The sequence below is a fragment of the Janthinobacterium sp. HH102 genome (assembly GCF_001758625.2).
Lineage (GTDB): Bacteria > Pseudomonadota > Gammaproteobacteria > Burkholderiales > Burkholderiaceae_D > Janthinobacterium.
In genome coordinates, this window is record NZ_CP062062.1 from 5,552,701 (window position 1) to 5,573,322 (window position 20,622).

The 20,622-nt window shown below is 56.1% G+C and carries 17 protein-coding genes; 3 read left to right on the forward strand and 14 right to left on the reverse strand.

Going from position 1 to position 20,622, the window contains the following annotated elements:
• Positions 1–86: 86 nt before the first annotated feature.
• The 12 genes from JAB4_RS25275 to JAB4_RS25330 form a co-directional block, all read right to left on the reverse strand.
• On the reverse strand, positions 87–677 hold the full coding sequence (locus JAB4_RS25275; protein ID WP_070224371.1) for a sugar transferase: 591 nt from the start codon (positions 675–677) through the stop codon (positions 87–89).
• A complete protein-coding gene (locus tag JAB4_RS25280; protein WP_205602288.1) occupies positions 674–1,834 on the reverse strand; it encodes a DegT/DnrJ/EryC1/StrS family aminotransferase in 1,161 nt (386 codons plus the stop codon). The genes JAB4_RS25275 and JAB4_RS25280 overlap by 4 nt, the downstream gene beginning before the upstream one ends.
• Positions 1,835–1,904: 70 nt before the next feature.
• Complete coding sequence (locus tag JAB4_RS25285) at positions 1,905–3,131, reverse strand: glycosyltransferase family 4 protein (RefSeq protein ID WP_070224369.1); 1,227 nt, start codon at positions 3,129–3,131, stop codon at positions 1,905–1,907.
• Positions 3,132–3,140: 9 nt separating this feature from the next.
• A complete protein-coding gene (locus JAB4_RS25290; protein ID WP_071653569.1) occupies positions 3,141–4,010 on the reverse strand; it encodes a UDP-3-O-(3-hydroxymyristoyl)glucosamine N-acyltransferase in 870 nt (289 codons plus the stop codon).
• On the reverse strand, positions 3,995–4,639 hold the full coding sequence (locus JAB4_RS25295; RefSeq protein ID WP_070224367.1) for a PIG-L deacetylase family protein: 645 nt from the start codon (positions 4,637–4,639) through the stop codon (positions 3,995–3,997). Before JAB4_RS25295 ends, JAB4_RS25290 begins: the two co-directional genes overlap by 16 nt.
• Positions 4,640–4,769: 130 nt before the next feature.
• A complete protein-coding gene (locus JAB4_RS25300; protein ID WP_070224366.1) occupies positions 4,770–5,864 on the reverse strand; it encodes a glycosyltransferase in 1,095 nt (364 codons plus the stop codon).
• Positions 5,861–7,189 (reverse strand): hypothetical protein, encoded by a 1,329-nt coding sequence (locus JAB4_RS25305; protein WP_070224365.1) that lies wholly within the window; start codon positions 7,187–7,189, stop codon positions 5,861–5,863. The genes JAB4_RS25300 and JAB4_RS25305 overlap by 4 nt, the downstream gene beginning before the upstream one ends.
• An 18-nt stretch (positions 7,190–7,207) precedes the next feature.
• A complete protein-coding gene (locus JAB4_RS25310) occupies positions 7,208–8,470 on the reverse strand; it encodes a hypothetical protein (protein WP_070224364.1) in 1,263 nt (420 codons plus the stop codon).
• Between the two features lie 9 nt (positions 8,471–8,479).
• On the reverse strand, positions 8,480–9,556 hold the full coding sequence (locus JAB4_RS25315; protein WP_070224363.1) for a DegT/DnrJ/EryC1/StrS family aminotransferase: 1,077 nt from the start codon (positions 9,554–9,556) through the stop codon (positions 8,480–8,482).
• A gap of 14 nt (positions 9,557–9,570) precedes the next feature.
• Entirely contained in the window at positions 9,571–10,152 is a 582-nt protein-coding gene (locus tag JAB4_RS25320; RefSeq protein WP_070224362.1) for an acyltransferase, read from the reverse strand.
• A 1-nt stretch (position 10,153) separates the two neighbouring features.
• Positions 10,154–11,215 (reverse strand): Gfo/Idh/MocA family oxidoreductase, encoded by a 1,062-nt coding sequence (locus JAB4_RS25325; protein WP_070224361.1) that lies wholly within the window; start codon positions 11,213–11,215, stop codon positions 10,154–10,156.
• 17 nt (positions 11,216–11,232) lie between these two features.
• Positions 11,233–12,561 carry a nucleotide sugar dehydrogenase gene (locus JAB4_RS25330; protein ID WP_070224360.1) on the reverse strand — a complete coding sequence of 443 codons (1,329 nt, stop codon included), beginning with the start codon at positions 12,559–12,561 and terminating at the stop codon, positions 11,233–11,235.
• A gap of 599 nt (positions 12,562–13,160) precedes the next feature.
• Between JAB4_RS25330 and JAB4_RS25335 the strand changes: the two genes are divergently transcribed.
• Together JAB4_RS25335 and JAB4_RS25340 are read left to right on the forward strand one after the other, a co-directional pair.
• The gene (locus JAB4_RS25335) at positions 13,161–15,068 is read left to right on the forward strand and encodes a nucleoside-diphosphate sugar epimerase/dehydratase (RefSeq protein ID WP_070224359.1); all 1,908 of its coding nucleotides are present in this window, start codon (positions 13,161–13,163) and stop codon (positions 15,066–15,068) included.
• 103 nt (positions 15,069–15,171) lie between these two features.
• Positions 15,172–16,413 carry a lipopolysaccharide biosynthesis protein gene (locus tag JAB4_RS25340; protein WP_070224358.1) on the forward strand — a complete coding sequence of 414 codons (1,242 nt, stop codon included), beginning with the start codon at positions 15,172–15,174 and terminating at the stop codon, positions 16,411–16,413.
• 327 nt (positions 16,414–16,740) lie between these two features.
• On the opposite strand, the gene JAB4_RS25345 is transcribed toward JAB4_RS25340, so the two are convergent.
• Entirely contained in the window at positions 16,741–18,309 is a 1,569-nt protein-coding gene (locus JAB4_RS25345; RefSeq protein WP_070224357.1) for a DEAD/DEAH box helicase, read from the reverse strand.
• Between the two features lie 362 nt (positions 18,310–18,671).
• Between JAB4_RS25345 and JAB4_RS25350 the strand changes: the two genes are divergently transcribed.
• Positions 18,672–18,890 (forward strand): oxidoreductase-like domain-containing protein, encoded by a 219-nt coding sequence (locus JAB4_RS25350; RefSeq protein WP_070224406.1) that lies wholly within the window; start codon positions 18,672–18,674, stop codon positions 18,888–18,890.
• A gap of 10 nt (positions 18,891–18,900) precedes the next feature.
• Here the strand turns inward: JAB4_RS25350 and JAB4_RS25355 are convergent, their stop codons facing one another.
• Positions 18,901–20,589, reverse strand: coding sequence for a methyl-accepting chemotaxis protein (locus tag JAB4_RS25355; protein WP_070224356.1), 1,689 nt, complete (start codon positions 20,587–20,589; stop codon positions 18,901–18,903).
• Positions 20,590–20,622 lie beyond the last annotated feature (33 nt).

Genomic DNA, 20,622 nt, shown 5'->3' on the forward strand with positions numbered 1-20,622 from the left:
ATGGAGAGTAAAGGTTATGCAGATCAGCCCCATAGCGTGAGGGCTGACAACGCGGCGGCAACGTCCGGCTACCGCGTGCCATTCATTCAGCGAATCAGCTTGCCGATAGTCATGAAAATAATACGCACATCCAGCGCCAAGGAGCGCTGACGTACATACTCTTCATAAAAGCGCAGCTTGACCGGCATAACTTCCTCGATGTAGGTGCGCTCCGGGTCGGCCGATTCACCCAGCAGGCGATTTTCATCACGATACGTGATCGACGCGAGGTCCGTAATTCCTGGCTTGACGGAAAGTACCAGCTCGCGTTGCGTACTCGTGTACAGCGCCACATACTTCGGCACTTCCGGCCGCGGCCCGACCAGGCTCATATCACCGATGAGCACATTGAGCAGTTGCGGCAACTCGTCAAGTTTGTAGTGACGCAGCCGGTGTCCGACACCAGTGATGCGCGCGTCGCGCCCGACGGTGATCTGCCCCTGCGCTTCCGTGCCAACCGTCATCGTACGGAACTTAAAAATACGAAACAGGACACCATGCTGCCCCACCCGTTCTTGGCGAAAAAACACCGGTCCCGCGGAGTCCAGTTTCACCCATACGGCAATCAGCACCAACAACGGCGCCAGCAGCAGCAAACCGCACAGCGCCGCGATGACATCGAAAATACGTTTGATCAACACAGCAACTCGCGCAGCGTGCGGATCACCCGTTCCTGGTCCTCATCCGTCATGGCAGTATACAAAGGCAAACTGACCATCGCATGATAGGCCGCCTCCGCCTCGGGGAATTGTTCCGGCGCAAGATGATAGGTATCACGCCAGTAAGGATGACGGTGCAACGGAATGTAATGGACGCTGGTGCCAATACCGTGGTCGGACAGCTTCTGGATCAGCTCATTGCGGCCAATCGGCGCCGCAGAGGTCAAGCGTACGACGTACAGGTGCCAGGCATGTTCGCCACCATCAGCAGCCTCGGCCGGCAGCAGCAACGGCAGATCCGCCAGCCCCTCAAAATAGCGCCGCGCAAGTTGCTGGCGGCGGGCCGAAAACGCATTGATCTTGCGCAACTGATGGATGCCCATCGCTGAAGCGATATCGGTCAGATTGTATTTGTAGCCAGGCGCAACTACTTCATAGGCCCAGGCCGGGGTCTTCGAGACGAAACGATCGAAGGCATCGCGGCTGATGCCGTGAATACGCATCATCTTGATGCGGGTGGCGATGTCAGCGTCGCGCGTGACGACCATGCCACCCTCACCTGTAGTCATCGTCTTGTTGGCATAGAAACTGAACACGGTGACGTCGCTGTCCAGGGTACCGATCAAACGTCCTTTATAGCGCGTTGGGAACGCATGCGCAGCATCTTCGACGACACGCAATTTGTGTTCACGCGCCAACGCCAGAATGGCATCCATGTCGCAGGCCAGGCCGGCGTAGTGAACAGGCATGATGACTTTCGTGCGTGGCGTAATGGCCGCACGAATCGCCTCCAGCGACAGGTTCAGCGTGACCGGGTCGGTGTCGACAAAAACCGGATCGGCCCCCATGTAACGCACGACTTCCGCCGTGGCGGTAAACGTCATGGTTGGCACAATCACTTCATCGCCAGGACCGACGCCGAGCGCCTCCAGGGCCAGGTGCAAACCGGCGGTGGCCGAATTGACAGCGATCGCCTCGACACCATCGCCGATATAGGCGGCGAAATCCTGTTCGAACTGCTTGGTCTTCGGGCCCGTCGTGACCCAGCCGGAACGCAGACATTCGACTACGGCGGCAATTTCATCGTCACCGATTTCAGGTAATGCGAAGGGCAGGAATTTTTGTTCTGTCGTCAAAATAAATACCTCAGGTTGGCATAACGAACGCCCTTTACGGCGCCTTAGTTATGCGATCAATGAAACGATTCTATCGGCAGGCGTCGATGAAGCGCTGGGCCAGCACGGGATAGGTATGGTTTTCCAGCACAAACCGCCGGCCCTTCTGGCCCATGTCCGCCCGCTCCTCGTCGCTTAATGCCAGCAGGCTTTCAATGGCATGCACCAGCGCAGCCGGATCGCCAGGAGAAATGGTCAGTCCGCAGCCGGCTTCACCGACCGGGTCGTTGCCCGACTCAATGGCCTGAATGATCGGTTTGGCGGCCATCATATAGTCCATCATTTTATTTGGACTGACCCCAAAACGGTAAATAGGCACCCGTTGCGAGCCGATGAATACCACATCCATCTTTTCCAGCAGGGCCGGGATCGACTGTTTCGGAACAGGATCGAAAAAGTGCACATTATCGAGCTTGAACTCGGTCTTCATGGCCAGCAGCTTGCGTTTTTCCGAACCATCACCGACCAGGACAAAGACCACTGGCCGGTCAGCCAACAGGCGCGCCGCCAGAAGGACATTGTCCATCGCATTGGCCGGGCCATGCGAACCGGCATAGCCGACCACGCGCGCCCCGCCCCGTTTGAGCGCGTCGATCTGTTCAAGCACCGGCAAGTTTGGCGCCTGTTCGGGCGCACGCCATTCATCGACGTCAATGCCGTTCGGGACATAGGCAAATTTCTCACGCGCCATGCCATGTGCCATCATGTGTTCGAGCGCCTTGGGCAGCATGGAAACCACCTTGTCAGCAGTGCGGTATGCCCAGTTCTCGGCGTACTGCAATAGCATGATGAATGGATGGCGCGGCGACATGCCACCTAACTCAATAGGGCTGAGCGGCCACAGGTCGTGTACCTCGAAACATAGTTTGGCACCGCATTGAGCGGCGATGCGTTTGGCCGGAAAGATATCGAGCGGGTAGGTCGAAGACGCGATCACCAGATCTGGCTTGACCAGTTTGCCGATGCGTCGCCCGTAGAACAGCATCTGCGCCACAAAGGAAAACATGTTGAGTACGCGGCCGCTGCCATTCCCGTCGTATTTCGGGCTACGCAGCCAACGGTATTCGATACCATCCACCTCTTCACGCGCAAGAGCACGGTCAACCACAGGATTGGTGCGGCGCAGGTGCGAGAAATCCGCGCCAACGATAGTCACATTGTGCCCCTGCCTGACCCATTCACGGGCAAGATAATAGGGACGGTATTCCATGCCGTAATGGGGATTACCGGCATAGTGATTGATCAACAATATATTCATGAAAACAGTCTAAGGACTTTTTTTGATCAAGGGGCGAGCTGGATTGCCAGCCACGGTTATTCCGGCCTCGACGTCTTTCACAACCACGGCGCCTAATCCAACCACCGCTCCAGGTCCAATCTTGCGCTTCTCGAGGATGGAGGCATTCGGCGCAATCCAAGCGCCGGCGCCGATCACTACGCTGCCGCTCACTTCGGCACAGGCAATCACCATCGCATCGGCACCAACTTCAACATTGTGAGCAATGTGCACATGATCGTCGATCTTGCAGCCATCCATCAGTACGGTATTGCCGATGGTGCCGCGGCATACTGTCGTGAGGCTACCAACTTCGACGTCGTCACCAATGATGACACTTCCCAGATGGGGGATACGAATCGGCCGTCCGGATGCATCGGACTCGAAACCATAGCCTTCTTCGCCGATCACAGCGCAAGACTTGATCAGGCAGTTACGGCCGATACGTACGCCATCGGCGATCACGACATTATGATAGATCTCCGTACCCTCACCGATTTCCACACCATTGCCGATCACCGTATTGCGGCCGACACGTACGCTAGGGTGGATACGCGGTGGTTCCGTGTGCTCGCAAAAGCCGATCTTGACTTGCAGCAGGCGCAGTGCCAGCGCAAAATCGAGGCGTGGATTATCGGACTCGATCAAGGCCAGGCCATCCCGCGCCATGGAAAGCGGACCGATTACCGTGCAGGCGACGGAGCCGAGTTCACGGTCCGCCTTGGAAAATACCAATGCACCTTCCGTGACGTGATCGACCGAACGAATTTCCATGATAGGCAGGTCGCTGCCGTGCAAAGTACGGCCCAGTGCCGAGGCCAGCCAGGCTGCCGTGGCGGGGCGGTTTAAGCGATTATCCATCGGATCACCTCAAATGATTCTGCATATTGCGTACCGATCTGGGTACCACGGAAAACGGCCTGGCTCTTCACCACCTCGGCAGAAGCGTACACGCGATGTGCCTGCGATTGGTAGCGCGCCAGCGACTCCACCTTCTTGCCAACATCCTGCTCACTAAGGTGTACGAAGCAGCTCGTGCGGAAATCGAGATTGTTCCATGGCACTTCATAGCCAAGCATGGTGGTACGCTTGAATGCGCGGAAACCTTCATGCGCAATCACATGGTGATCCTGATGGGTATCGTTAGGACTAGGTAAAAATACCAAATCGGGCTGCAGCTCGCGATTCAGCTTGACCATTTCGTCGAGAATAGCCTGACGCTGCTCGGGGAATTTGCGAACTTCGAAATCGAGCACGATACAATCTTCAGGAGCGATACCCAACACCAAGGTGGCTTCCTTGACTTCCTTGCGCAAGATGTCACGCGGCAAATGGGGTAACACCGATTGCTCCGCTGCAGAAAATGCCACGTATACGGCACGCCAGCCTTCGCTGACATATTTCGCAATCGTTCCGCCACAGCCGAATTCGCCGTCGTCGGTATGCGGTGCAAGCACCAGCAAAGTTTTTACTCTATGGATATCAGCCATGTAATCTGCACCTTCAATAAATTATTAGAAACGCCGCACTTGGCACTGGCCGTGACTCCTACTTGGAAGCATTACAACAGCATCGATAATAAACCCGAAGCCTTCCGACACGCCAGCGCCGTAGATCTACTTACGCCGCCACAGTCTGTCTATAGGCATCGCGCATCAATGTCACACAATGATCCCAGGAAAATTGCTGGCACACCCTGGCACGTCCTGCCACGCCAAGACGGTTGCGCAAGGCACTATCTTGCACCAGCAGGTATAAGGCGTCTGCCAGCGCTTGCGGGTTTTCGTTTGGAATGATCAAGCCCGTTTCATTTTCGGCTACCACCTCCGGCAACCCTCCCATACGCGATACCACCACCGGCAATGCACAGCTCGACGCTTCCAGAATCGCCACGCCGAAGCTCTCACTGTCGTTGCGGCTCGCCGCCACATAGATATCGAGGCGGTTCAACCAGTCCGGTACGGCTGTGTGGTCAACCTGACCCGCGAAGGTAACACTGGCTTCAAGTCCCAGCTGCGCAACCAGCGCCTGCAACACTGCAGTCTCGCCCCCACCACCGACCAGCAACAGTTCAAGACGCCCGAGCAAATCATCTGCTTTTTCGTCTTGCAAGCGTTGCCTCAATAACGCATAGCCATGGATGAGAATATCGATACCGTACTTTTTCGCCATCGTCTTGACGGTGCCAATCACCAGGCGCCCGTCAGCTGCTCTCGGTACTGGCACGAATCGCGCGGTGTCGATACCGAACGGCGTGACAAAAATCGGGGCCAACTCAGGACACAACGAGCGCGTCTGCTCCGCCATGACATGGCTCGTGGAAGCGATGCGGCTGGCAGCCCTCAAATTGCGCTTGATCAACCACATCTTGAACCGCGACTCGTAGGGGAATTCGTAGACGTCCGCCCCCCATACCGACAACAGCGAAGGTCCGCGCCAGACCCCTGCCATCAAGGTGCCGTAACCGCTGGCATAATGGCAATTAAGCAAATCCGGCGACATCTCTGCAAGCACCTTGCCTAAGGCGCGCCGATTCAGGAAATAGCCCTTTCCGCCACGGTAAGGCAGCAGATGAACGCGTACGCGATCAGAGTACTGATGAACATCAAAATCGTGCTGAGTGACCAAGTGTACTTCGATATCCTGCTGTGCCAGTGCATTGCACCAGCGACTAACATGAATAGAATTGGCTGGTCCAAGAATGGCTATTTTCATATTTCGTTTTTGTTGTTGTCGGTTTTTTGCCAATGTGGCGCCCCTCTGGCGGTCCACTCCATCAACCGGCAAATCAGGTAAATAAGAGGCAGCGGATAAATAATATAACCGAGGCCAATCACGATATTTCCACGAGCAATCATCAGCAATGCTGGCAGCCCAAGTCCAAGAAGGATTGCCGTCATGGCTGGTGGCGCCCGCTGCAGCAACGACTCAAATACCGTCAGTAAAAATGCGAATAGCAACGGGTAAAGAAGGGCACCGAACCAGCCAGCGTTGAGCAGCGCATCACCCCAAATCAAAAAGTGAAGGGACCCGGGAATACCTTGATGCGAACTATCGATCATTTCTGTTAACCAAGGATTATCGTTGAATAATCCATCGTTCAAGGCGGCGGTCCAGACCTGATAGGTTACGTCCAACGGCTTGAGGGGAATATCGGCCAGTTCGCGCGGCAACAGAATAAGCAAGGCCCGATGCAAGGTGGGCATTGGACCAGCACTCCAGCCTTCGAGGTACTTGTGTACAATGTAAAAGTAATACTTCATGATATTGTCTTCGCCGCCGAAAAGACCGCCCCCGTCAACGGAGCTGCCAATCGCATCGAGCAGGCTTGAAAAATCCATGCTCAGCATAGCGCTCAAACCGATGCCACGCGCAGCGCGCGACAGTACATGCATCGACAGCGCGGCCACTGCGCCACCGAGCAAAACGTACAAGCGGCGAGAAAAACTGATGCGATCAGATAAAAACAATTCATAGTAGAAATAGCCACCAAGACAGAACAACATGGCCCGCGAGCCGGTTACCATGAAGACGCCCAAGCAGCAAAGCACCAGCAAAACAAATCTGATGCGGCTTTTATAGAACACGGGAGCAAGGGAGAATGCCACGAGTCCCAGCAAATTGGATACGCCATCAAGCAAAGTGAGGCCTTCGCTGCGCTGCTCCGACCAATTGAGCATCAAGAAATCGAGGCCATTACGGGCCTTGATTAACGCAATGATGACAAATATCCCGGTAACCAGAAAAAAGAGCCGTTTCCAAGCTTGTTCGTCAAAAACCAGTTTCCGATAAGAGCTGCCGCGCGGCAGAAGCCAACCGCCCAGCAGGTATAGAAACACGCAGAACAAGACATTACAGGCAAAAAGAAACAGCATGCCGGCGTACAGCACCCGAGTACCATAGGCCGCCTCAATGGATGCCTCGTTGATTGATAGCGTGTAATAAAACAATGCCATCAATAAAATAGCATAGTAGCGGGATTTCGATATCGAATACAGAATACTGGGCACAAGAACCAATGCCGACAGGAAAGAGATCATGGTAAAAGCGAATCCTGGTCAGGTATGCAAGGCCGATGGAAAGCCAATCAGGCGGCCATAACTGCAGCTAAAAATATTCTTAAGGCAATATGCCATATAAGCGAAACAGCACACCTCTCCAGCGACCCAACACAGGGCGATGTCACGGGCGCTGGTCGGCCGCAAAACAAGAATGGCCAGAACAATGAAAACCGAGCGCACGATATTGGCATAAGCAACACTCTGGTGATGTCCCTGTGCCATCAACATCGGCGGCAAGATACGATTGTGCAACCAGAAAAAACTGGCGCCAATGAAGCAAAGTGCAGAAGCACCTGCAGGGGCGAAACCGGCGCCAAAAACCATGGAAATCATCGGTGGCAGCGCTAACCATCCGAGAGGAAGAGCAAGTATGCCCAACAGGCTGCAACCGAGCGCCAGCTTTTCATATTCGGCCTGCGCAACGGCGCCGTTACCCTTCTTCGACCAATGGTTGTATAGCACCGGCGCGACCATATTCAAGGCAGTCACCATGGCATTCAAAAACAGCAACGACATACCAAAATAGCCAGCCTCAGTATGGCTGCCCGCAGCCCGCGCCAACATCCAGAAAGTCAGTGCAGGTACAATTGTAGTGGTAATAGCTGGAATGAAAGACCAAGCGCCCTCTTTCATCAAGATACGGCAGTCGGCCCCCAACGCTCCCCCTCCACGCAAGTCGAAACCTGCCGTTCGCCCTACTTCGGCGCTGGCGCACAAGGCAGCACAAACGAAACTCCACATGAGCAATTGGGGCAGTATGGTGAAGTCGTTACCTATGCCAAGAAAAAATATCAGCGGCAGGCAAATCAAGCCGGGGCTTGCTGTAATCAGATTAAACAGCAGAGGGCTGGAGTTACTCAGAGCAACGGCGCGGAATAAACCGTGCAGCACCATCGCCAGCGCACAGGCACACATCAGCCAGACATCGCGCAGACTTAATGCTGTCGCCTGAGCTAAATAATTTCCCCCAAACGCTCCCAGCAGCAGCAATAGCGCTGCCAGAGCCAGGCCATAGTGCACGATCAATCCCGCAGCGCGGCGCGCACTGATCCGCCCTGCATTGATGTGAAAGGTCAGCGCCTGGGAGAAGCCAAACAGGCCTAACACGGAGATCAAGTCGATCCACGAACGGTAAGTACTGAAATAACCTTGGCCCTCGGGTCCAAAGCGACGTGAGACCACCACTGAGACAAGGAAAGTCGCAACCACACCGAAGCCTTGAATCAAGAGCGCGAGCCCCAGTTGCCGCTGTAACTTCATGCGTCCTCTTTATGCCAACGCAACGATGATCTGTTCCTGCTCCTGTGCAGTCAAGTCTGGCCCCATCGGCAGACTCATCACGCGCTGTGCAGCGCGCTCGGCATGAGGATAGGCACCCTTGTCGCCGAAGCCGGCATAAGCTGGCTGCAAATGCATGGGTACTGGATAATGTACCGCAGTAGGAATACCAGCGGCCTTCAGGCGTTCCTGAACAGCATCGCGCGACTCGACCAACACGGTAAACTGGCCGTACACGCTGCTGCGATCGGCACGCTGGCTGACCGTCTCGACTTTATTTTTCAGCAATTCATTGTAGCGCTGACCAATTTCCAGCCGCTGCGCCACCTCCCATTCAAAACGTTCGAGCTTGGCAAGTACCACCGCACATTGCAACGTATCCATACGGCCGCCAACGCCGATACGCGTATGCACATAGCGTTTCGACTGACCATGCACCCGAATTTCACGCATGGCCTGGGCAAGCGCATCGTCACTGGTAAAAATAGCGCCGCCGTCCCCGTAACAGCCCAAGGGCTTGCTCGGGAAAAAGCTCGTGCAGCCTATCGTCGACAGATTGCAACTCTTGCGGCCCTTGTACGTCGCGCCGAAGCTTTGCGCCGCGTCTTCGATAACTACCAGGCCATGACGCGCCGCGATAGCATTGATCTCATCCATGTCAGCCGGTTGACCATACAAGGAAACTGGCATTATGGCGCGCGTGCGTGGCGTGATTGCAGCTTCGATCAGAGCCGCGTTGATATTGCAAGTGTCAGGTTCGATGTCGACAAATACAGGCTTGGCGCCCAACAGCACGATCACTTCGGCCGTGGCGATGAAGGAGAATGGCGTGGTAATGATTTCGTCACCCGGTTTGACGCCGATGGCCATCAGCGCAATCAGCAGCGCCTCGGTACCCGAAGCAACAGTGATGCAATGTTTCGCCCCTGTATATTCCTGCAGCTTGCCTTCCAGCTCCTTGACTTCCGGACCCATAATATATTGGCCATGATCGAGAACTGCCTGAATGCGTGCGTTAACCTTGTCACGCAGGGCTACGTATTGCGCCTTGAGATCGATGAATTCCATGTTGGACTTTAATGTTAGTTGTTGATTAAGGCGCAGATGCCATCTTGCAATGTATAACGCTCGCCAGTGTGCTCGCAAACGGTTTCGCCGTCGCCGGTAAGAGGCAGCGCCAGCCGTTCGCCGAAACGGCTCATCCAGCCAACCTGACGCGCCGGCACGCCCACCATCAGGGCGAAGTCCGGAACGTTTCGATTGATCACGGCGCCCGCGCCAACGAAAGCATAAGCCCCTACAGTGCTGCCGCAGACAATGGTGCAATTGGCACCCAGCGTGGAGCCGCGTTTGATCAGCGTCTTGCGATACTCATCCTTGCGCGTTACCGCCGAGCGCGGGTTGTACACATTCGTAAATACCATGCTGGGACCACAAAACACGTCGTCCTCGATGGTCACGGCATCGTACACGGAGACATTGTTCTGGATTTTGACGTTGTTACCAATGACAACGTCATTGCCGACAAAAACGTTTTGCCCCAAGGAACAGCCTGCACCGATGCGTGCTCCACCGCAAACGTGAACAAAATGCCAGACGCGGGTAGTGTCCCCAATCGTTGCACCAGCGTCTACGATTGCACTCGAATGTATTGTGGCCGCCATCTTAATACTCCAGCGGTAATGCGACACGCTTGCCATCACGCGCTGAAAGGTAGGTGGCGATCAGCACTTCCATCGATTTCAAGCCTTCACGGCCGTCCGTCTCTGGTTCGGCTTCGCCACGCAATACCTTGATGACATTGTCGTAATACAGCGGATGGCCAAAACCATATACCGACGTGGTCTGATAACTGGCTTCCTTGACCTTCTCATCATCCGGGTGCGGCTCGGAAAACTCCCAATGCTGCACTTCGTTGACGGCAACACCACCGATACGTACTGTGCCTTTTTCACCCAGAATGGTGATGCTGCCTTCCAGATTGCGCGGGTAGGTCAGCATGGTCACGTTCATCGAACCGAGCGCACCATTACGCCAGCGCAGACTGATGACGCCGGTGTCCTCGACCTCGATATCGCGCTCCAGCGTGGCGGTGTAGGCATGCAGACTCTCGACGGGGCCGATGACCCAGTCGATCAGGTCGACATAATGGCTGGCCTGGTTCATGAAGGCGCCACCGTCGTATTCCCATGTACCGCGCCATTTCGCACTGTCATAGTATTCCTGCGGGCGGGTCCAGAAAACATTCAGGTTCACCATGTAAATACGACCGAAACGTTTTTCCTCGACGGCCTTCTTAAGCAACTGCAAGGTCGCATTACGGCGATTTTGTTTCACAACAAACAACCGCACATTGGCAGCATCACAGGCTTCGACCATGCGCTTGGCATCGTCCCAGCGGGTTGCCATCGGCTTTTCGGTGATGACGCTGTAGCCAGCCTCGGCAATCTGAATCGCCTGCTCCGGATGCATACCGGACGGCGTCGTCAGAATAAACGCATCAGCCTGGCAATGCGCGAGCATCTCGGTCAGGCTGGCATAAGGCGTGGCGCCCGTGCTAGCGGCAGCTTCGGCCAGCGCTTGCGGATTAATATCGCACACGCCGACGAGTTCGCAACGGTCAGCATGCTGCTGGATCGCGCCGAAATGATTCTTGGCAATGCGTCCGCAGCCGAGCAGGGCAAAGCGGATCTTGCGGTCAGTGACCGGAGGGGGGAAATGGCGCATTCAATAATCTTTCGGAATTAGGCTTTGACAACGTTCGACGCCGGCGTCAGGTAGACACCACGCGTATCGACGATCAATTTTGCGTGCTCCTGAATCAAGGCGTAATCAAAGGCACGGTGATCGGTCGCCAGCAACACCACATCATAGGAGGCGATTGTGGCGGCGGTCAGTTCAACACTGGACAATTCAAAATGGTGTTCGCGCATCTTCGGGAAGACCGGCACGTGCGGATCCGAGTAAGCGATATCGGCGCCCTTGTCACGCAGAATCTCCATCAATTCCACCGATGGCGACTCGCGCATATCGTCCACATTCTTCTTGTAGGCAATACCCAGAACCAGCACCTTGCTGCCCTTGATCGAACGCGAGCGCTCATTGAGGGCATCGGCCAGCTTGCTGATGACCCAATGGGGCATGTCGCTGTTAATCTCGCCAGCGAGTTCAATGAAGCGGGTGTGCAGACCATATTGACGCGCTTTCCACGTCAGGTAGAACGGGTCGATCGGGATGCAATGGCCGCCCAGGCCAGGGCCCGGATAATAGGCGGTAAAGCCGAAAGGCTTGGTGGCCGCGGCACGAATGACTTCATGAATGTCGATATCCATCTTGTCAGCAATGATCTTCATTTCATTGACCAAACCGATATTGACAGCACGGTGTATATTTTCCAGCAACTTGGTCAACTCGGCCGCGCGTGTCGAACTGACCGGCACGACGGTATCGATGGCGGGGCTGTAAAGTGCGATGCCAGCCTGCTGGCAGGCCTCGGTGGTGCCGCCGCAAATCTTCGGAATGGTTCGGGTTTCGAAATGTTGGTTACCCGGATCTTCGCGCTCGGGCGAGAACACAAGAAATACTTCTTCACCGACCGTGAAACCGCCAGCCTCGATACGCGGCTTAAGTTCTTCATCGGTGGTTCCAGGGTAAGTAGTGCTTTCCAGCGAAACGATCTGGCCTGCACGCATATGCGGCACCAGCGCTTCTGTGGTACTCAGGACATAGCTCAGGTCTGGCTCACGGTAATCGTTCAGCGGAGTGGGCACGCAGATAATCAACGCATCGGCCTCAGTGGCGCGCGAAAAATCAGTGGTAGCCTCGAAACCCTTGGCACGCGCCGCATTGATGGATTCGGCGGAGATGTGTTCGATGTAACTTATTCCTTGATTCAGCTTATCGACCTTGACCTTATCGATATCGATACCCAGCACCTTGAAACCGACATCAGCATAACGCAGCATCAAAGGCAGGCCAACATAGCCCAAACCCACAATGCCGATAACCGCATTGCTATTTTCGAATTTCGAAATAAGTTCATTTAGAAACTTCTTGTTTTTGCTATCGTTCATTTTTAGGTTTAAATTCTTATATAATTACAACAATTACACCACCCCGAAAAAACGAAACGGACACATGCCGCACGTTAGGACATCAAGAAAGAAAGATGATATAAAGAAAGAGGAGAGCCAGATTGTAAAACGGTGGTCCAGTATAACGACTCCGAGCCTATCTGGATAGGCCTCGGAGCGGAAAAGGGCCGCGACACAGGGGCGCGCCATGGGCTAATGTGACGCTTTTACTACTATAGACAGGAAAAATCATGCCCTGCCTGGTCACATAAAGTTACACTTTTTCATGGTAACACAAGCAATTCTGCATCCGCGCACGCCTGATGATCATTGCGGAACCGCCCCCGGCACGCTATCATCACAGGTCGAAAATATCTGCCGCGCACAGCTCCCTATAAGATGTATCAGGCCTATAAATTCACGGCACCACCAAGATTGAGGCCTCAGAACAGTTACACCATCACCATGCGCGCACGGACTCGATACCCAAGCCCCCATTCGGCAAATGAGTCTCCATTCATTATATATATGAAAGCACATGAAATTGTACGGGTCGATTACCTGCAAATTGACTACCCGGCGACTCATCAGTGAGTAAAATGAAAATATTTCTTGATTTATCCAGATTCCAAAAACAAATTATCGCCATAACGGCAGATTTTTTCTTATTACCTTTAACTTTTTGTTTGGCGATTATCCTCCGGTATGACGTCATCAACGCTGACGTCTACCGTAGTTATTTATGGCTCATAATTGCAGCTCCCTTGGTTTCAATCCCTATTTTCATCCGCCTCGGCTTGTATCGGGCCGTGATACGCTTCATTGACCAGAAGATCGTCTATGTTGTCATTCTTGGCGTCACGCTGTCGGTAGCCAGCCTGGTAGCGCTGGCCGCGTTCGCCACCCACATGACAGGGCTTTCGCGAGGCGTCTTTGGCATTTACTGGATCAGCGCAATTACTTACGTCGTGGCCAGTCGCTTTCTGACCCGTGGCTTTTTATTGCACGTAAAAAGCCCGAAACAGACGGTGCGCGTAGCCATTTATGGCGCTGGTAAGGCAGGATCACAACTGGCAAGTGTTCTGCGCGGCGGTCGCGAATACCTTCCGGTTGCGATCATCGACGACAAAACCGAACTGCAAGGCGCGTCGATTGCCGGCATCCGGGTTTATCCCCCATCGAGCCTGCCCAAATTGATCGGCAAACTGAACATCAGCGAAGTTCTGCTGGCCATGCCATCGATACCGAAGAGCCAGCAGAAACACATTCTCGACAAAATCGAATCCCTCAAAGTCAAGATCAAGGTGACACCACCTGTTGCCAGCCTGGTCAACGGTGAACTTCGCCTGCAGGACGTACGCGACATTGAGATAGAGGACTTGCTGGGACGTGACCAGGTGGCCCCGGACACAGACCTGGTCGCCACTTGCATCACCGGAAAGTCAGTATTGGTGACTGGTGCGGGCGGGTCGATCGGCTCCGAACTGTGCCGTCAGATCATCCGCCTGCGCCCCTCCAGACTCATACTTCTGGAAATGTCCGAGTTCGCACTGTACTCGATCAAACAGGAACTGAAGGGACTCAAGCACGCGCACGCTCTGGAACTCGAGTTGGTGCCCTTTCTTGGCTCCGTACTGGACACGGAAAAGTGTGCAATGATCCTGCGCACCTTCCAGGTCGAAACTGTATATCACGCGGCAGCCTACAAGCATGTGCCATTGGTGGAGCACAATCCGATTGAAGGCGTGCGCAACAATGTCTTCGGCACCTTGAGTATCGCACGCGCGGCGATGGACGCTGGCGTCAAATGCTTCGTCCTGATTTCAACAGACAAAGCCGTACGTCCGACGAATGTAATGGGCTCGACAAAACGCCTGGCTGAACTGATTTTGCAGGCATTTGCACAGGAACGTGGCAAGACGCGTTTTTGCATGGTGCGCTTCGGTAACGTACTGGGATCGTCCGGCTCGGTCGTGCCGCTCTTCCGCAAACAGATCATGGCGGGCGGCCCGATTACTCTGACGCACCCCGAAATCACACGCTATTTCATGACTATTCCTGAGGCGGCGCAACTGGTGCTGCAGGCTGGCGCAATGGGAGAAGGCGGTGACGTCTTCGTGCTTGACATGGGTGAGCCCGTCAAGATCGTGGATCTGGCCGAACGCATGGTGCATTTGAGCGGCCTGGAAGTAAAGAGCAAGTCGGCTCCGGACGGCATCGAAATCGTCCATGTCGGCCTGCGGCCCGGCGAGAAGCTGTACGAAGAACTTCTCATCGGTGACAATGTCGAAGGCACCGAACACCCACTGATCATGCGCGCGCAGGAATCCGAAATACCGCACGCGGAATTGCAGCTACTGCTACGCGAACTCGATGATGCCTGCGCACGTTTCGCCTACGAAGATGTGCGTATGGTACTACTGAAGGCGGTAAAGGAATATGCGCCACAATGCGGTATTGAAGATTTGATCTGGTCCGAAAAAAACAAAACGCAGGCGCCGCACTGATTACAACGCAGGCCTGGTAGAAGTACCAAGCCGGCCGCCTAGTGAGTAGCCTGCTTGGCTCCTTCGGGCATATTATTCATCCACACACAATTTGAGAAACCATATGGAAACGCAGGAAAAATTCACTCAACGCACGAGCAAACAGGATGGCGCGCTGATTTCCCCAACCGAGCTTCTGAGCACGCTGTGGCACGCGCGTCGCATGATTATCGGCATGACAGTGGCCTCCATCGCACTGGGCGTGAGCAGCACCGTGTATTGGGCCAAGTATAAGAGTGACGGATTCCTGCAATTTGGCGGCCCCATCCCCTTGCAACCAGAAAAAACGGCAAGGACAAAAGACGTCAAGGATGCAGGCTTCGGCATTCAGCTCAGCGACTACAAGCGCTATTCAGCAGCATTTGGCAGTCGCGGCCGCTTCGATGACTTTGTACAGGCCGTCAAACTCGAAAATGCTCCCGGGATCGCTACTCTGCGCAAGAACATCACCAGCGAAAAAAACCTGAACGCCATCATCGAACCCATTTTCCCTTTCACCAAACTCGATGCCAAGGACTTGATGGAGCAACCGAAAGAGAACAGCAATAATGTGATCGGTTTACGCATCAGCTACGAAGCCAGTACCCCGGAAGAGGCGCAACGTATCGTCGCCCTGCTGGGCCGTTACACTATGGACACAATTGTTTATCTGATTTATACGGATTCGCTGCGCTTCAAGCATCTGGAAATTACCGCAAAAATCACCAAGCTTGACAATGACATCATTGGCAGCAAGCAGAAACTGGCGGAATACAGCAGGCGCATCAACGACCTCAAACAAATCGTTGCACGCCACCCGAAGGCCGAAGTGCAAAATACATCGCAAGTCGTCACCGTGACGGATGAAAACTCACGTTACCTGTCGCCAGTAACGCAACTGATGAGTGCCGAGGTCGAGGCCAGTGCGGCGCAAGAAGCCATTTATCAGGCTAAACGGGAACAGCAACAATATCTGTTATTGCGTGATTACTACGATAGTGCCAAAGCGACACTCGACGCCAACAAGTCAGGCGAGGCAGTGCTACGCGCACTGGAAGCGAGCAAGGAACACGCATTCAAATCCAAAGACCTGAATGACGAACTGGTCAAGGAAGTGTACAACAAAATCACAATCGACAATCAGAACTCGCTCAATTTGTATCTGGAAAAAAGCCGCTTCATCGCCGGCCCGAGTTTGCCCGAAAACCGCACTACACGATTGTCAACGGCCCTGGTGGTAAGTGCCTTGCTCGGACTCTTTCTCGGCTGCCTGATTGCATTGGGACGGCAATGGTGGTTAGCGAACCGCGAGCAGTTAGCCAACTAACGATGTGATGTCGGCAGTATGATATTTATCTGCCGCAAGATTACCCAGTCCGGCCTGCCGAACTGGCAAACAAGCGCCCTCAAACGCTGCTTGATTAAAAGCCACTGGCGTACCACTCCGCTTTCCTGCCATTCAGCAACATCCAGTGCGCACCAAAATAAAAAACGCGCCATCGCATCGGCATGAAAATACCTGATGCGATGGCGCGCAAGTCAATACCGCTGCCAGGACAATCATGACGCCGCCACGTCTACAACAGAGTGGCGTCGGAACGTTTTCTGGCAATTGCATGGTACGCCAGCAAACGCTGTTTTCTGGCGATGCTCCTTATTGCTTCAGCAAACCACCCAGCAATGCCGCCACTTTCTGCTTCGGCTTGGCCGCAGTAGGCGCCATGCTGGCGGCAGCCGGGGCTGCGGCCTTGGCCGGCTCATATGGCTTGAGGAACCAGGGATCAGCCTTTTCGCGGCGTGCGCCGGGACCAAAAGCGGGACGCGCACCGCGCTCCGCGGAGCGGCTGTCGCGGCTATCGCCGGCATGGCGGCTCTCGGGGGCGCGCGCCGGGCGTGCCTCGCCACCTTCGCTGCGGCGTGGCGGACGGCGCTCGCTGTCGCCGCTGCGGGCGGGCGCCGGGTTGAAGCCCGTCAATTCGCCGCGCTTGATGCTTTGCTTGATGAGTTTCTCGATATCGGCCAGCAAGCGCTCGTCCTTATCCGAGTAGATCGAAATGGCGTCGCCCGAGGCGCCGGCGCGGCCCGTGCGGCCGATGCGGTGCACATAATCTTCCGCGTTGTACGGCAAGTCGAAGTTGATGACGCAAGGCAGGTCGGAAATATCCAGGCCGCGCGCCGCCACGTCGGTCGCCACCAGCACGTCGATTTCGCCCTTCTTGAACGCCTCCAGCGCCGCCATGCGTTCCTGCTGGCTCTTGTCGCCGTGAATCGCCGTGGCGCTCATGCCTTCCTGTTCCAGCACGCGGGCCAGGCGCGAAGCGCCGATCTTGGTGTTCGAGAATACGATGACCTGCTTCAGGTCGCGCTGGCGCAGCAGATGGGCGACCAGGGCATGCTTCTGGTCTTCCGTCACCTTGTAGACCACTTGCGTGACCTTGTCGGCCGTCTGGTTGCTGCGCGCCACTTCGATCGTCAGCGGATCGTTGAGGAAGGTGGCGGCCAGTTTCTTGATTTCTGGCGAGAACGTGGCCGAGAACATCAGGTTCTGGCGCTGTTTCGGCAACAAGTTGATGATGCGCTGCAAGTCCGGCAGGAAACCCATGTCCAGCATGCGGTCGGCCTCATCCATGACCAGCATCTGCACCTGGCTCAGGCTGATGTTCTTTTGCTCGATATGGTCGAGCAAGCGGCCCGGCGTGGCGATGACGATTTCCACGCCGCCGCGCAGGATGACGGTTTGCGGCTTCATATCCATGCCGCCGAAGACGACGGTCGAGCGCAGCGGCGTGTGCTTGGCGTAGGCCTTGACGTTTTCGGCCACCTGCACCGCCAGCTCACGCGTCGGCGTGAGGATCAGCGCGCGCACCGGGTGGCGCGCCGGCGACATGCTGCTGCTGGCGTGCGCCATCAGCAACTGGATGATCGGCAAGGAAAAACCGGCCGTCTTGCCGGTGCCCGTTTGCGCGGCGCCCATCACATCGCGGCCTTGCAGCACCACGGGGATCGCTTGTTCCTGGATCGGTGTCGGATGGGTGTAACCCTGGTCGGTCAAGGCGCGCTGGATTTCAGGCGCAAGGCCAAAGTCGGCAAAAGTCAGGCTGGGAGCAGCGGATGCGGCAGGTGCAGGTGCAGGTGCAGGTGCAGGCGCAGGCGCAGCGGCGACGGGCGCCGCTTCAGGGGCAATCGCCGGGCTGGGCGTAGGAGTCGATTCGGTTTCAGACATAAATTTTCTGGTGTGCCTCCGCACTGCGGAAGCCATGCTTTCTCAATAAACAACATTTCGGGGCACAGGCAGCTCCGTCTTGCAAGCCATGGATCATTGTTCTTGCGGCACCTCCGTGCTCCGGGACATGCTGTATGGCGTATGCGGGAGCGTCGAAGAGATGTGCTGCGATGGCGGCGGAGATCGCGCCGGCGGAACATCGCGCGCAGAAGATACAATATCAGTGCTGTAAACGATACCCTAATTCACCGCAACTGTACACGGAAACCGTGATTTTTGAGCAAAAAGCGTTCCAGCAATAGACCTCCGGGATGCCGTATCATGCCGGCTCCGATGCCAGCTCCGCCGTCCCTGCCCTTACCATGCCCACCCCGCCTTTATCCCACGATCCGCAACCGCAGCCGCCCAGCAAACCGGGCAATGACGAGTGCTGCCACAGCGGCTGCACTTTTTGCGTACTGGAAATGTACCAGGAAGACCTGGCCGCCTACGAAGATGCCCTGAGGGCGTGGCAACAGCGCCAGCAAGCCGCTGCCGCGCCCGCCACCCAGAGCGTCAGGAAGCCGCGCAAGCGCGCTTAACTTAATTCAATTAAAAGCTTTCCCACTCATCCACCGGCGCCGCGCGGCGCGCCGTGCTGGCCAGTTGACGCGGCGCCGGTGCCGGCGTCACGGCTGCCGACGCCTTGACAGCCTTGACAGGCGCACGCGGCCGGTTTGCGGCGGCGCTGGCCGCATCGAGCTTGAAGATGCTGACCACCTCGCTCAGGCTGGCGGCCTGCTCCTGCATCGACTCGGCCGCCGCGGCAGCCTCTTCCACCAGGGCCGCATTTTGCTGCGTCACCTGGTCCATCTGGGTGATGGCCTGGTTAACCTGCTCGATACCGGCGCTCTGCTCGCTGCTGGCGGCCGTGATCTCGCTCATGATGTCCGTCACGCGGGTGATGCTGGCAACGATGTCATCCATCGTGCGGCCCGCCTGATCCACCAGTTTCGAGCCCGCCTCGACTTTCTCGACCGAATCGCCGATCAGCACCTTGATATCCTTGGCCGCCGCGGCCGAGCGTTGCGCCAGGTTGCGCACTTCCGTGGCGACGACGGCAAAGCCGCGCCCCTGCTCGCCTGCGCGCGCCGCCTCGACGGCCGCATTCAGGGCCAGGATATTGGTCTGGAAAGCAATCCCGTCGATAACGGCGATGATGTCGACGATCTTGCGCGACGAGGCATTGATCGACGCCATCGTCCCCACCACCTCGCTGACCACCTTGCCGCCCTCGATGGCGATGCTCGACGAGGTCTGCGCCATGGTGTTGGCCTGGCGCGCATTGTCCGCGTTCTGCTTCACGGTCGAGGTCAGCTCTTCCATCGACGAAGCCGTTTCTTCCAGCGAACTGGCCTGCTCTTCCGTGCGCGACGACAAATCCTGGTTGCCGGCCGCGATCTGGCTCGACGCCGTGGCGATGGTATCGGTGCCGCCGCGTACCTGGCCCACCAGGTTTTGCAGGCTGGCATTCATGTCTTTCAGGGCTTGCATCAATTGCCCCGTTTCGTCTTGCGATCGCACAACGATATGCGCCGTCAAGTCGCCAGCCGCCACCCGGCGCGCCACGCCGACGGCCTCGATCAGCGGACGCGCCACGCTGCGCGCCACCCACAGCGCCAGCAGCATGCCGATGATGACGATGCCCGCCACCAAGGCGATCAGGCTGGCGCGCGAGGCCGCATAGGTTGCGTCGGCGCTGGCGCTCGAGCGCACGCCGCCGTCCGTGTTAATCGCCACCAGTTTATCGAGCGCCGCCATCATGTCCGTCATGACCTGGGCCGACGGTCCCACGGCCAGCGCGCGCGCCTCTTCCTTTTTCATCTCGCGCGACAGGCTCAGCATGGTTGCATGCAGGCGCATGAATTCATCGTTGAGCGCCAGGAAGCGCTCAAACACTTCCTTCTCGCCCGGTTCGGAAATCAGGCTGCGGTACTTGTCGGCATCGGCCTTCAGCCTGGCCTGGGTTTCCGTCATGCGCGTTTCGTTCTGCGCCATGTCGGCATCCTGCGCGGCCAGCATGTGCGCCAGTTCCCAGCGGCGGAAATCGCTGACATCGCTGCGCATGGACATGGCCGCCAGCACGCTGGGCATCCAGTTGTCGGACAGGTCCGTCGACGCGGTATTGATGCGCGCCATGGAAAAGATCGCCGACACGCCCAGCGCGGCCGTCAGCAGCAGCACGGCGCCAAACGACAAGATCAGCTTGGTGGCAATTTTCAGATCAAAAAACCATTTCATGCGTTGCGTTCCTTCATTAACAGGTAAACGGGA